At 73.7% G+C, this 12,797-nt stretch carries 14 protein-coding genes; 3 read left to right on the plus strand and 11 right to left on the minus strand.

All coding sequences use genetic code 11. The features are described from left to right. Window positions 1-4: 4 nt before the first annotated feature. From ABZ815_RS03795 to ABZ815_RS03805, 3 genes are read right to left on the minus strand one after another with little or no spacing between them, the layout of a single operon-like run. Window positions 5-1,153 carry a thiolase family protein gene (locus ABZ815_RS03795; RefSeq protein WP_357693614.1) on the minus strand — a complete coding sequence of 383 codons (1,149 nt, stop codon included), beginning with the start codon at window positions 1,151-1,153 and terminating at the stop codon, window positions 5-7. Beyond that, window positions 1,150-1,779: a CoA transferase subunit B gene (locus tag ABZ815_RS03800; protein ID WP_357693616.1), complete on the minus strand. Its 630-nt coding sequence runs from the start codon at window positions 1,777-1,779 to the stop codon at window positions 1,150-1,152. Before ABZ815_RS03800 ends, ABZ815_RS03795 begins: the two co-directional genes overlap by 4 nt. Beyond that, entirely contained in the window at window positions 1,776-2,531 is a 756-nt protein-coding gene (locus tag ABZ815_RS03805) for a CoA transferase subunit A (RefSeq protein WP_357693618.1), read from the minus strand. Before ABZ815_RS03805 ends, ABZ815_RS03800 begins: the two co-directional genes overlap by 4 nt. Window positions 2,532-2,660: 129 nt before the next feature. Here ABZ815_RS03805 and ABZ815_RS03810 point away from each other — a divergent pair, with 129 nt between their 5' ends. Next, window positions 2,661-4,121, plus strand: coding sequence for an IclR family transcriptional regulator C-terminal domain-containing protein (locus ABZ815_RS03810; RefSeq protein WP_357693620.1), 1,461 nt, complete (start codon window positions 2,661-2,663; stop codon window positions 4,119-4,121). 14 nt (window positions 4,122-4,135) lie between these two features. On the opposite strand, the gene ABZ815_RS03815 is transcribed toward ABZ815_RS03810, so the two are convergent. The 7 genes from ABZ815_RS03815 to ABZ815_RS03845 form a co-directional block, all read right to left on the minus strand. After that, window positions 4,136-5,101 carry a helix-turn-helix domain-containing protein gene (locus tag ABZ815_RS03815; protein WP_357693622.1) on the minus strand — a complete coding sequence of 322 codons (966 nt, stop codon included), beginning with the start codon at window positions 5,099-5,101 and terminating at the stop codon, window positions 4,136-4,138. A gap of 55 nt (window positions 5,102-5,156) precedes the next feature. Further along, window positions 5,157-5,891: an SDR family NAD(P)-dependent oxidoreductase gene (locus ABZ815_RS03820; RefSeq protein WP_357693624.1), complete on the minus strand. Its 735-nt coding sequence runs from the start codon at window positions 5,889-5,891 to the stop codon at window positions 5,157-5,159. Further along, window positions 5,888-6,937 (minus strand): 2,3-butanediol dehydrogenase, encoded by a 1,050-nt coding sequence (locus ABZ815_RS03825; RefSeq protein ID WP_357693626.1) that lies wholly within the window; start codon window positions 6,935-6,937, stop codon window positions 5,888-5,890. The genes ABZ815_RS03820 and ABZ815_RS03825 overlap by 4 nt, the downstream gene beginning before the upstream one ends. Next, window positions 6,934-8,175: an MFS transporter gene (locus ABZ815_RS03830; protein WP_357693628.1), complete on the minus strand. Its 1,242-nt coding sequence runs from the start codon at window positions 8,173-8,175 to the stop codon at window positions 6,934-6,936. Before ABZ815_RS03830 ends, ABZ815_RS03825 begins: the two co-directional genes overlap by 4 nt. A gap of 36 nt (window positions 8,176-8,211) precedes the next feature. Continuing rightward, a complete protein-coding gene (locus ABZ815_RS03835; RefSeq protein WP_357693630.1) occupies window positions 8,212-8,745 on the minus strand; it encodes a 2,4'-dihydroxyacetophenone dioxygenase family protein in 534 nt (177 codons plus the stop codon). Between the two features lie 120 nt (window positions 8,746-8,865). After that, window positions 8,866-9,117, minus strand: a complete 252-nt coding sequence (locus ABZ815_RS03840; RefSeq protein ID WP_357693632.1) for a hypothetical protein — start codon at window positions 9,115-9,117, stop codon at window positions 8,866-8,868. Window positions 9,118-9,199: 82 nt separating this feature from the next. After that, window positions 9,200-9,562, minus strand: a complete 363-nt coding sequence (locus tag ABZ815_RS03845) for a hypothetical protein (RefSeq protein WP_357693634.1) — start codon at window positions 9,560-9,562, stop codon at window positions 9,200-9,202. 115 nt (window positions 9,563-9,677) lie between these two features. On the opposite strand from ABZ815_RS03845, the gene ABZ815_RS03850 reads away from it, so the two are divergent. Next, window positions 9,678-10,157 (plus strand): proteasome activator, encoded by a 480-nt coding sequence (locus ABZ815_RS03850; RefSeq protein WP_357693636.1) that lies wholly within the window; start codon window positions 9,678-9,680, stop codon window positions 10,155-10,157. A gap of 96 nt (window positions 10,158-10,253) precedes the next feature. Here ABZ815_RS03850 and ABZ815_RS03855 read toward each other — a convergent pair whose 3' ends face one another. Continuing rightward, window positions 10,254-11,315 carry a DUF6221 family protein gene (locus tag ABZ815_RS03855; RefSeq protein WP_357693638.1) on the minus strand — a complete coding sequence of 354 codons (1,062 nt, stop codon included), beginning with the start codon at window positions 11,313-11,315 and terminating at the stop codon, window positions 10,254-10,256. Between the two features lie 311 nt (window positions 11,316-11,626). Here ABZ815_RS03855 and ABZ815_RS03860 point away from each other — a divergent pair, with 311 nt between their 5' ends. Beyond that, window positions 11,627-12,745, plus strand: coding sequence for an SRPBCC family protein (locus ABZ815_RS03860; RefSeq protein WP_357693640.1), 1,119 nt, complete (start codon window positions 11,627-11,629; stop codon window positions 12,743-12,745). Window positions 12,746-12,797 lie beyond the last annotated feature (52 nt).

The raw sequence follows: 12,797 nt of genomic DNA on the forward strand, positions 1-12,797 counted from the left end.
GACGCTACCTTTCGAGTACGACGGCCAGCCCCTGGCCGACGCCGATGCAGAGGGAGGCGAGCCCGACGCCCGTCCCGGCCGCGGCCAGCCGGTGGGCCACGGCGCCGGTGACGCGGGCCCCGGAGGCGCCGAGCGGGTGGCCGATCGCGATCGCGCCGCCGTCGGGGTTGACGAGGGCGGGGTCGAGCTCGGGCAGCTCGGCCAGGCAGCCGAGCACCTGCGCGGCGAACGCCTCGTTCAGCTCCACGGTCGACAGGTCGCCGAAGCCCTTGCCCGCCTTGGCCAGCGCCTTGCGTACGGCCTCGACCGGCCCGAGCCCGAAGTAGCGCGGCTCCAGCGCGCTCGCGGCGCTCGTGGTGATGCGGGCCAGCGGCTCGCGGCCGCGCAGCCCCTCCTCGTCGGTCAGCAGCAGCGCCGCCGCGCCGTCGTTGAGCGGGGAGGAGTTGCCGGCCGTGACCGTGCCGCCGTCCCTCCTGAACACCGGCTTGAGCCGGGCCAGCGCCTCGGCGGAGGTGTCGTCGCGGATGCCCTCGTCCCTGGTCAGGCCGGCGATGGGGACGACCTCGCGGTCGAGGGCCGCCTTGGCCGCCTTCCGGTGGCTGCCCAGCGCGTACGCGTCCTGTTCCTCGCGGGTGATGCCGTGCTTGTCGGCGATCAGCTCCGCGCCCTCGCCGAGCGCGACCGTGTGCTCGGCGGGCATCCTCGGGTTGACCAGCCGCCAGCCGAGCGTCGTGGAGACCAGCTCCTGGCCGCCCGCCGGGAAGGCGCGGTCGGGCTTGGGCAGCACCCACGGCGCGCGGGTCATCGACTCCACGCCGCCCGCGATCACCGCCGAGGCGTCGCCGACCGCGATGGCCCGGTACGCCTGGATGACGGCCTCCATGCCGGAGCCGCACAGCCGGTTGACGGTCGCGCCGGGCGTGGTGACCGGCAGCCCGGCCAGCAGCGCGGCCATGCGGGCGACGTTGCGGTTCTCCTCGCCCGCGCCGTTGGCGTTGCCGAGGAGCACCTCGTCGGCGCTCTCCTGGCCGGTGCGCTCGACCAGCGCCGCGACGACGTGCGCGGCCAGGTCGTCGGGGCGTACCCCGGCCAGCGCGCCGCCGTACCGGCCGAACGGCGTGCGGACGGCGTCGAGGATGTAGACGTCCTTCATGCGATGACCTCCGCGTCGGTACGGTTGCGCAGCTCTTCCAGGCTCACCCCTGGCGCGAGTTCGACCAGGGCCGGCCCCTGTTCGGTGACGTCGAGGACGCCGAGGTCGGTGACGATCCGGTGCACGCACCGCCGGCCGGTCAGGGGCAGCGAGCACTCCTCGACGATCTTCGGGGAGCCGTCCTTGGCGTTGTGCTCCATGATCACGATGACCTTGCGCGCGCCGTGCACCATGTCCATGGCCCCGCCCATGCCCTTGACCAGCTTGCCGGGGACCATCCAGTTGGCCAGGTCGCCGCGGGCCGAGACCTGCATCGCGCCGAGCACGGCCACGTCGACGTGACCCCCTCGGATCATGCCGAACGACAACGAGGAGTCGAAGAACGACGCGCCGGGGAGCACGGTGACCGTCTCCTTGCCCGCGTTGATCAGGTCGGGGTCGACGTCGGCGGGCGCGGGGTACGGGCCGACGCCGAGGACGCCGTTCTCGGAGTGGAGGACCACGTCCACGCCCGGGGGCAGGAACGTGGGGATGCGGGTGGGCAGGCCGATGCCGAGGTTGACGTAGTCGCCGTCGCGCAGCTCGGCCGCCGCCCGCGCGACCATCTGGTCCCGGGTCCAGCTCATTCGGTGACTGTCCTCTTCTCTATGCCCTTGTCCGCGGCCTGCTCGGGGGTGAGGGGGAGTACGCGCTGCACGAACACGCCCGGCAGGTGGACCTCGTCGGGGTCGATGTGCTCGGCCAGTTCCTCGACCTCGGCGACGGTGATCCGCCCGGCCATGGCGGCCAGCGGGTTGAAGTTCCTGGCGGAGCGGTGGAAGACCAGGTTGCCCGACCGGTCGCCCCTGGCCGCCCGGACCAGCGCGAAGTCGGTGCGGATGCCGTGCTCCAGGACGTACTCCCGGCCGTCGAACTCGCGCACCTCCTTCGGCGGCGAGGCGACGGCGACCGTGCCGTCGGGGTGGTGGCGCAGCGGCAGGCCGCCGTCGGCGACGGGGGTGCCGACCCCGGCCGGGGTGTAGAAGGCGGGGATGCCGCTGCCGCCGGCCCGCAGCCGCTCGGCCAGGCTGCCCTGCGGGGTCAGCTCGACCTCGATGTCGCCGCCCAGGTACTGCCGGGCGAACTCCTTGTTGTCGCCGATGTAGGAGGCGGTCACGCGGGCGATGCGCCCGGCTGCCAGCAGGATGCCGAGGCCGCCGCCGTCGACGCCGCAGTTGTTGGACACGACGCCGATGCCGGTCACGCCGGTGTCGTAGAGGGCCTGGATCAGCACGTTGGGGATGCCGCTGAGCCCGAAGCCGCCGACCGCGAACGACGCGCCGTCATGCACGCCGGCCAGCGCCTCCGCGGCCGTCGCGACCACCTTGTCTCTCCGCACGACGCTCCGTTCAGCCGAGCAAGTTCGCCGAGGTGTTCGCTCTGCGAACTTTAGTTCACTATTATGGTTCGAGTATCTGTAACGGGAGCGTTCCTGTCAAAGCCCCCCGATCTGGACGAGGAGCCGCCGATGGAACCGGCCGGGACCCTGGAGCGCGGCCTCGCCGTGCTGCGCGTGCTGGCGGACGACCCCGGGCGGCGCATGCGCGCGACCGACCTCGTACGCGCCACCGGGCTGGCCAGGTCCACGGTCGACCGCGTGCTGGCCACGCTCGTGCACCTGGGTCACCTGCGGGCCGAGGGCCGCGACGTGCTGCTCGCGCCGCCGCTGATGGAGCTGGGCGCGGCCTACCTGGCCTGCGACGGCCTCCAGGAGACCCTGTCGCCCCTGGCCGAGCGGCTGGCCGCCGAGCTGGACGAGTCCGTCTCGCTGGCCGTGCGCGACGGCGACGGCGTGCGCTTCGTCGGCCAGTTCACCCGGCGGCGCACGATGTCGGTGGCCTTCCGGGTGGGCGACCTGCTGCCCGCCGGGCGGTGCGCGGCGGGGCTGGCGCTGCTCGACCCCGGCGCGCCCTGGGCCGAGGACGACCAGCTCATCGAGCCGGGGCTGATCGCGGTCGCGCTGCCCGTCCGCGACCCGGACGGCAAGGCGGTCTGCGCGGTCAGCGTGGTCAGCCACACCAGCAGGCACACGATGGCGGGGCTGCGCGAGCACGCCCTGCCCCGCCTGCGCGCCACGGTCGCGGACATGGAGGCCGCCCTGGCCGTCCGGGCCCGGGAGCCGCGTCGCGCGCCCGCCGGCGTCGACGGCTCGCGGGCCGTCAAGGAGGAGCTGGGCATGGGGTACCTCCGGTCGCTCGCCCGCGGCCTGGCCGTGCTGGTCTCGCTCGGGTCGGTGCGCGGGGGCGGCACCCTGGCCGACTCCGCGCGGGCGACCGGGCTGCCCCGCGCCACGGTCCGGCGCGCGGTGCAGGCCCTGGAGGGCCTCGGCTACGCCGCCGCCGAGGGCGACCGCCACGTGCTGCTGCCCAAGGTGCTCGAACTGGGCTACGCCCACCTGTCCGGGCTCACGTTCGGCGAGGTGGTACAGCCGCACCTGGCCGACCTGGTGGCCCGCGTACGCGAGTCGGCGTCGGTCGCGGTGCTGTCCGGCGACGACGTGGTCTACGTGGCCCGGGTGCCCACGGTCAGCATCATGAGCGTCGACATCACGGTCGGCACCCGCTTCCCCGCGTACGCCACCTCCATGGGCCGGGTGCTGCTGGCCGGGCTGCCCGCCGAGCGGGTGGCCGCCATCGAGCCGAAGCCGCTGTCCCGGCGCACGGTCACCTCGCCCGAAGGGCTGGCCGCGGCCGTACGGCAGGCCGCCGCCGACGGCTACGCGCTGGTGGACCAGGAGCTGGAGGAGGGTGTGCGGTCGATCGCCGTCCCGGTGCGCGGGCCGGACGGGCGCGTGGTGGCGGCGGTCAACGTGGCCACGCACGCCAGCAGGGCCAGCCGCGACCACCTGCTGCGCGACGTGCTGCCCGAGCTCAGGGCGACGGCCGCGCGCATGGAGGCCGATCTCGCGCACACCGGCCGCCTTCCCTGAGGACGGCCCTCCGGCTAGCGGGTGGCCTCGGCGCGGGCCTCGCTCGGGGTCAGCCCGTACCGGGTGCGGAAGAGCCGGGCGAAGTGGGCCTGGCTGGAGAAGCCCCACCGGTGCGCCACGTCGGCGATCGTGGTCTCCCGGGCGCCGGGGCCGGTCAGCTCGGCGTGCGCCCGGACCAGCCGGCGTTCCACGATGTGCCGGGCGGGCGAGCGGCCGGTGGACTCGAAGATGCGCGCCAGGTGCCGTACGGAGATGCCCATGACCCCGGCCACCTGCGCCGCCCCCAGGCACGGGTCGTGCAGGTGCCGGTCGATGTAGTCCTCGGCCACGATGAGCTGCGACCGGTAGGCGTCGGGCCCGGGACGCCCGCCCGTACGCTCCTCGGCGAGCTGCCTGAGCAGGTCGAGCACGGCCCGCTCGGCCTCGGCCGGGTCGGGCGCGGACCGCAGGGCGGCCAGGCCGCCGATCATCGAGCGCAGCGCGGCCACGAGCGCGCCCTCGCGCGCCGTCCCCCTGCCGAACACCATCGGCCCCGGCAGCCCGCCCGCCACGCACGCCTGCGCGAACAGGTCGCGCGGGACGTCCACCAGGATCTGCCGCATCGAGGAGGAGAACCCGAACAGGTACGGCCGGCGGGTGTCGTAGACGACCAGCTCGCCCGCCGTGGCCGCCAGGCAGCCGTTCTCGTGCAGGAACACCGCCTCGCCCTTGAGCAGCAGCGTCGCGAACACCGAGTCCTTCGGCGTGGACCTGACGGTCTGCGGGCTGCGCTCGATCGCGTGGGCGTTCCCGGCGATCTCGGCCAGCCGCAGCCCGGCCAGCTCGATGTTGGTCTGCCTGGCCAGCAGGCCGTGCTCGGAGTACGACGTGCACGACAGGCCCACGAGCGCCCTGCGGTTGTAGTCCTCCCAGAAGTGGATGCGCTCGGCGGGTTCGACGTGCTCGGTCGTGGCCTGGGAGATCACGGAGACGGCGGACAAGGCGACCCTCCTCGCGTTCGTGCCTGTCAGGGGGACCCTCAGCTTAGGTGACATGTCACACAGCCAGATAGCCTCCGTCCACGGGGAGGACCGCCCCGGTGACGTACGACGCGGCCGGCGAGCACAGGAACGCCACCACCGTGGCCACCTCGCGCGGCCTGCCGAGCCGTCCGCCGGGGATGCGGGCCAGCACCTGGGCCAGGGCCGGTGGGTCGTCGAGCACGCCGCGGGCCAGCGGGGTGACCACGAAGCCGGGGGCGACGGCGTTGACCCTGATGCCGTCGGCGGCGTACTCGGCCGCCAGCGACTTCGTGAGCTGCGAGACGCCGCCCTTGCTCGCGCTGTAGGCGGGCCGGTCCCTGCTGCCGGAGAAGGCGAACATGGAGGAGACGTTCACGATCGCGCCGCCGTGCTCGGCCAGCGCGGGGCGGGCGGCCTGGCAGGCGACCATGGTGGCGGTCAGGTTGACCTCGATGACGCGCTGCCAGCGGGCCAGGTCGTACTCCTCGCGGTCGTGGCTGACGCCCGCGCAGTTGACCAGCGCGTCCAGCGGGTCGCCGGCCGACAGCAGGCGGGCCAGGCCGCCCCGGTCGAGCACGTCGTGCTCCACGACCCGGACCAGCGGGTGGACGGGCAGCTCGGCGGGGTCGGCGGGCGGCAGGCCGAGCGCGGTCACGGCGGCGCCCAGCTCGGCGAGGAGCACGGCGGTCGCCGCGCCGATGCCGGAGGTGCCGCCGGTCACGAACGCGTGCCGTCCGGCGAACAGCCCGGGGGCGAATCCGTCGGTCATGAGAGCCGCCCCTCGTCGTGAGGGGGTCGTACCAGCACCTTGACCTGGTCCTCGCCGCGCAGCAGCGCCTCGAACCCGTCGCGGACCACGTGTTCGAGCGGGATGGTCGCGGTGACGATCGCGGCCAGGTCCACGCCCTCCTCGGCGACCATGCGGATCAGCTCCGGGTAGACGTCGCGGTAGCCGACGCTGGTCACGATCGTCTGCTCGTTGTTGACCAGGGCGAAGGCGTCGAGGGAGACCGTGCCGGTCAGCCCGAGGAACACCACCCGTCCGCCGCGCCTGGTGGCGGCCAGGCAGGCGCGCAGCGTGCCCTCCGAGCCGACGGCCTCGAAGACGACGTCCGCGCCCTCCCCGCCGACCGCCTCGGCCAGGCCGTCGCCCGGCACCGCCTCCGCGCCGAGGCGGCGGGCCAGGTCCAGGCGGGCGGGCGAGCGGTCGGCGGCCACGACGCGGCCCGCGCCGGCCCGCGCCGCGAAGCGGGCCACGAGCAGCCCGATCGGGCCGAGCCCGAGGACCGCGACGGTGTCGCCGTCGCGGATGCCGGCCCGCCGCACCGCGTGCAGGGCCACGGCCGCGGGCTCGAACACCGCCGCCTGCTCCAGCGGCACCGCCTCGGGCAGCCGGTGCAGCATGTACGCGGGCACCGTCGCCCGTTCGGCGAGCCCGCCGTGGCCCATCAACCCGGCGAAACCGAAATGTCGGCAGATGTTGTACTCCCCCGCCAGGCAGCGCGGGCAGCTCCCGCACCGGTAGTGCGGTTCCACCGCGACCCGGTCGCCCACGGCCAGGCCGGTGACCTCGGCGCCCAGCCCGGTGACCGTGCCGCAGAACTCGTGGCCGAGCACGACCGGCGCGCGGACGCCCGACTCCGGGTGCGGCTCGCCCACGGGGATCGCGTGCGGGCCGTCGGCGTACTCGTGCAGGTCGCTGCCGCAGATCCCGCAGTACGCCACCGCGATCGTCACCTGCCCCGGGCCGGGCTCGCGCACGGGGACGTCCTCGACCCGCACGTCCTTGGCCCCGTGCCAGACCGCGGCCCTCACGCGGCCGCCCTGCGCAGCACGGCGGGGGCCGTCTCCTTCAGCGCGAAGGCGAGCCCCACCACGACCAGCGCGCCACCGGCGGCGATGAACATCGCGGCCTGGAGCCCCCACTGGTCGGAGGCCCAGCCGGCGACCATCGGGCCCAGGAAGCCGCCCGCCAGCTCGCCCACGCCCATGATCACGCCGAGCGCGGTGGCCAGCGCGCCGCGCGGCACGGTCTCGGCCGGGATCGTCGCCATGAACAGGGTGAAGCAGCCGAGCCCGGTGTAGGTCACGATCATGATCGCGCCGAGCAGCACCGGGCTCTCGACGTAGACCACGGCGAGCGGGCAGAACACGGCGAGCGCGGTGAAGCCGATCAGCGCGGGCTTGCGTCCCAGCCGGTCGGAGATGGCCGGGGTGGCGAAGCCCCAGAGCACCCAGGCCACGCCCAGGCAGGTCATGACGCCGCTCATCGTGCCGGGCCCGAAGCCCTTCACCTGGGTCAGGTACGTCGGCGTGAAGGTGATGATGGTGACGAACCAGGTGAGGTAGCAACAGGCGATGAGCATGCACACGACGATGTTGCGCAGCTTCAGCACCTCGCCCAGCGGCACCCTGGGCTCCTTGGCGGGCGCCTCGGCCGCCGTCCGCGGCGACCGCTCGCGGACGAACTTCGCGATCAGCGCGGCCATCACCAGCCCCGGCACGATCGTGACGTAGAAGGCGATCCGCCAGTCGTAGGTCTCGGCGATCCACACCACGACCAGCGGCGCGACGATGCCGCCGAGCAGCCCGGCCGACGAGCCCTGCAACAGGCCCATGTTGAAGCCCCTGCGGCGCTCCCGGCTGGCCTCGACCATGAGCGACTGCGCCATCGGCAGCACGGCGCCCTCGGCCGTGCCCATCAGCGCGCGGGCGGCCAGCAGCCCGGCGAACCCGCCCATCAGCCCCGACGAGGCCGAGAACAGAGAGAACAGCACCACGGCCGCGACCAGGATGGGCTTGCGCCTGCCGAGCACGTCGGACAGGCGGCCGGCGAACATCCCGGCCAGCGCCCAGGTGAGCGCGAGCACGCCGGACAGCGTGCCCAGCTCGGCGTTGGACAGGCCGAAGTCCTGGTCCATGTACGGCGCCAGGAACGACAGCGCCTGCCGGTCGAAGAAGACGAAGCCGAAGGACAGGAAGAGGATGACGAGGAGGCGGTTCTCGTACCGGTCGGCGGCCCTGGTTTCCGGCGCGGCCGCGATGTCGGTCATGACGTTCTCATTTCGGGGGATGCGGCGGGGCGGCGGTCAGCGGAACAGGGAGTTGACGTAGTCGGCGCCGATGCCGACCTTCTCGTAGTGCTCGCGGCACATCTTGATGTAGTCGTGCACGTCGAAGAAGCCGTCGGGGTCGCCGTTCTCGTCCAGCCAGACCAGGGGGCCCTTGACGATGAAGAACGTCTTCATCGGCTCGCCGCTGTCGTAGGCGACCAGCGTGTGGCCCTCGCCCGGGGCCTCGTAGACGAAGTCGCCGGCGGTCGCCGTCCAGGGGCGTTCCAGGTAGCCCCACTTGCCGGAGATCGTGTACGCGAACACCTCGTGCGGGTGGTAGTGCCGGTTGACCAGCCCGGCCTCCTTGGCCCGCAGGATGTCGGCCCAGCTGTTGTCCTTGACGTTGATCCACAGCGGCCGGGAGCCGACGGTCTCGGTGAACGGCACGTAGTACCGGTCGTCGTCGGTGGCCACTTTGGACAGGTACACCTCGGGCAGCGCGTCCGGCCGGAAGGAGTTCTCGATCGGCCGCAGGTCCTTCCAGAACTCGCCGGCAGGGTTGTCAGGCATGTGAACGGCCCCTTTCGTGTCGTGTTCCCGGAAGTGAATCCCGGTGGGGCCGACGCCGTCTTTCGCCTGGTGGACGTGACGGCTTGCATATTCAGGACATGCGGGCGGGCTCGCCGCGGCTCAGGCGCCCAGGTCGCGCACCACGTTGTCCAGCCGTACGGCGAGGTCGTCGAGGGCCTGCCCGCTCGTCGCGGCGCCGTCGGGGAGCTGGGACACGACGTCCTCGCGGCTGGCGATCACGAGCCCCCGGTGGGCGTCGTCGATCTCCGCGGCCCGCAGCACGACGCAGTCGCCCCGGACGAACACGAGCGTCGCGTCGGCGTGCTCGGACTCCAGCAGCTTGCGCACACAGTCACTGTCGATGAGAGACATCACGGCTCCTCTTTCCTCAGCGGGCGTGTACCCCCACAAGCGACCCGAAACCCCAGGCAGCGACCCCGCCAGCGTCCGCACGCTAGCCGAAGGTGGGCGGGCCGCCGTCGTCGCGGGCGCGGCGCCGCGCGAACACCACCAGGTAGACGGCGGCGGCCACGGCCAGGATCGCGGGCGGCAGCGCCAGCGGAAGCCGTCCGGCCAGCACCGCGAGCACCGCCAGCACGATCCCGGCGAGCAGCAGCAGCGCGGCGGCCAGCAGGCGCAGGCCGAGCGCGTTCGACGGCGGCGGGTGCGGGGACCAGTGCCCCTCGCCGCCGCCGTGCACGCCGGGCACGCCGGTGTCGCTCACCACGCCGGAACGGCTGATCTCGTCCGGGGGCGGCGGCTCACGCAGCACGGGGGCGAAGAACTCGTCCTCGGGATCGTCATTCTGCCGGTTCATGAGGGTGACCCCTACCCAGGATTCCGGCCGCTCCCACGAGTGAACGGCGAGGCACCGGGAAGGGCTGTTGCTGGCGGTAACGAGCCGCCCACCTGCGTGAACGAGGACTGAGGACATGACGACGACGCCGCATCCAGCTTCTGGGGACGAGCAGCGGGAGCACGACCTGCGCGATGCCGTGAAGGCGGACATCGAACGCGTCGAGGAGCCCGCGCGCCTGCTCCGCGTGAGCGCGATGGCCCGCAGCCTGCTGGAGGAGGCCAAGGGCGTGCACCTGGAGGAGCGCGCCCGGGAGCGCATGCACCGCATCTACGAGCAGGCCATCAAGGAGGTCGCGGGGGCGGTCGCGCCGGAGCTGCGCGACGAGCTGGAGCGCCTGCGGCCCACCCCGGACGGCGCGACGCCGACGGAGATGGAGATCCGGGTCATGCAGGGCCAGCTCGTGGGCTGGCTGGAGGGCGTGTTCCAGGGCATCCAGGCGGGGCTCCAGCTCCAGCAGGCCGCCGCCCGCCAGCAGCAGCTCGGCCTGCACGCCGGCCGCGCCCTGCCCCTCCCCGAGGGCGCCAGCGTCCAGGGCGAGGGCAACTACCTCTGAACGGTCAGGCTCTGCACGGTCAGGGCCAGGACGGCCAGGACTCGGGCGGTCCATGGGCTCGGACCGCCCGTGAGGGCCGTCCATGGGCTCGGGCCGTCAGCGGGAGGGGCTCCATTCGGGGCGCCAGCCGGGGCGGAGGCGGTAGCCGTAGGCGAGGTGGCGCAGCGTCTGGCAGGGCGATCCGGCGGCCTCGCCGCACAGCGGACAGGCCGCCTCCCTGGGCTCCCTGGCGCCCCCGGCTTCCCCGGCGTTCCCGGCGGTCAGGGGCGGGGTGTGCTCGTTCAGCAGCGCCAGCTCCGCGCCGCAGCGGGCGATGGCGTCGGCCGGGTCGTGCAGGGCGATGTGGATCGCCTCGACCGGGTGGAGCAGGTCGTCGTCGTGGAAGCCGATGCGGGTGACCGCCCGTCCGCCGCCGAACTCCAGCCGCCGCGCGCCGCCCGGACCCTGGCGTACCGGGGCCGCGACGGGGCCGGAGGCGGTGAGGTAGCGCCAGGCCCCGGCGCCGGCCGCCTCCGCGGTGGCCTTGTCGGCCTCGATCTGCGTACGCAGCCACTGCGCCAGCGACGCTCCGCCGGTGTCGAGGACGCCCTCGGCGCCGTCCAGCTCGCGCAGGAACGGGGTGACCGCCGCGTTCAGCTCGGCCACGAACGCCTCCAGGGACGCCTGGGCGTCGTCCAGGTTGGGCAGGCCCTCGGCGCGCGGCCGGGTGGGCGTCGGCAGCCGGTCCCCGGACAGCGGAATGCGCAGCTCCAGCGTGCTCAGCACGGTCGGCGCGCCCTCGGTGCCCGCCGCGTACGCCTGCTCTCCCACGTGCCGCCAGCTCGACCAGCCGTCCGGCAGCGGGACGGGCGGCGGCGCGGCGAGTTCGACCACGGCCAGCGGGTCGCGGGCGTCCTCGGCGCGGTGGCAGGTCGCGTCCAGGACGCGGGGATGGGTGCGCACGTACGGCAGATCGGCGACCGGCCGGGTGGCCACCTCCCAGGCGGCCAGCGCGAAGTGCAGCGGATCCAGCGTGACGCCGCTCGCGCCCGGCTCCCCGCCCGTGGCCGCGAACGCGTGCCGCCACCTGCGCAGCTGCTCGCCGTAGTGCTCCTGCCCACCGCCGTGCCCGGCGTCGATCCAGAACGCCTGCGTCGCGGTGCGAACCGTACTATTCATCGTAAAAACTCCCCTTAAATCACTGCTTATACCTTTATGCCCGATATCGAGGGCGACCAACGCCTCCCGAAGGCCCCCTCGTTAGCGCTGTGACCTGCGGGGTAGGCCACGGCCAGCGGGTAGTGCGAGCGAGGGGGATTGTGGTCATGCGCACGACTGCTTTTCGGGGCATGAGCTCCAACAACGGGGAACCGCGGAAAATCCGCGGGGAACTGCGGAAAACCGGCGGAGAATCGCGGCAACAGGCTCCGCGGCGCATTCAGATCGTCCACACGGAGTCGCGAAGGCGGTCCCATCCGATCGCCGCGGCCGTGCTCGGCGCGTGCGCCGGGGCCGCGGTGACGTACCTGCTGGATCCGGACCGCGGCCGTACGCGCCGCGCCCGCGTACGGGACAAGGGCTCGCACGCCACGCACGAGATGCGCGACGGCCTGGGCGTGCTCGGCCGCGACCTGTCCAACCGGGGCCGCGGATCGGCCGCGGCGGCCAGGTACCGCCTGACCGGCGGCACCGCCGACGACCGCGTCCTGCACGAGCGGGTACGCGCCGAACTGGGCCGCCACATCAGCCACCCGCACGCCGTCGAGGTCGACGTGCACGAGCGCGTCGTGACGCTCACCGGCGACGTGCTCGCGGGCGAGGACGAGCGCGCCCGCCAGAAGGTGCGCCGCATCCCGGGCGTCAAACACGTCGAGACCAACTGGCACGTGCACAGGGACGGCACCGACTCGCCCCGGCTGCAGGGCCAGGGCAGGCGGCGCAAGGCGGTGCCCGAGCTGATGCAGCAGCGCTGGTCGCCCACGACCAGGCTGCTCGCGAGCGGGGCCGCGGCGTCGATCTGGGCGATGACCGGCAAGCTGCCGGGGCCGCTGTCCTGGCTGACCCGCTGCGCCGCATCCGCGCTGGCCGTCCGGGCGGCGACGAACCTGCCGCTGCGCCGCCTCACCGGCGTCAACGCCGGCCGCGAGGCGATCCACGTCAACGCGGCCGTCTCGATCGCGGCGCCGCTGGAGGCCGTGTGGCCGCTGGTGAGCGACTATTCGCTGTTCCCGCGCTTCATGCCGGACGTGGAGGAGGTGCGGCTGTCGGCCGACGAACTGCGCTCCCACTGGGTGATCAGGGGCCCGGCCGGGACGCGCATCCGCTTCACGGCCACGGAGACCAGGCGCGAGGAGGGCGCGGAGATCGCCTGGAAGTCCACCGAGGGCGAGCTCATCGCCCACAGCGGCGTGCTGCGCGTGGACGCCCAGGCCGACGGCAGGACGCGCGTCCAGGTCCATCTGTGCTACAACCCCATCGCAGGGGCGGCCGGGCACGCCATCGCCGGACTGCTCGGCGCGCATCCCGCGCGCAAGCTGCGGCAGGATCTGATGCGGCTGAAGGAGCACGTCGAGAACCAGGTGCAGCCGGTTGCGCCGACGATGATCTGACGCCAGGCGGCCACGCGCGACGGGTGCTCGCGCGTGGCCCGCACGCTGCGGT

Source organism: Nonomuraea sp. NPDC047529 (assembly GCF_040642995.1).
Taxonomy (GTDB): domain Bacteria; phylum Actinomycetota; class Actinomycetes; order Streptosporangiales; family Streptosporangiaceae; genus Nonomuraea.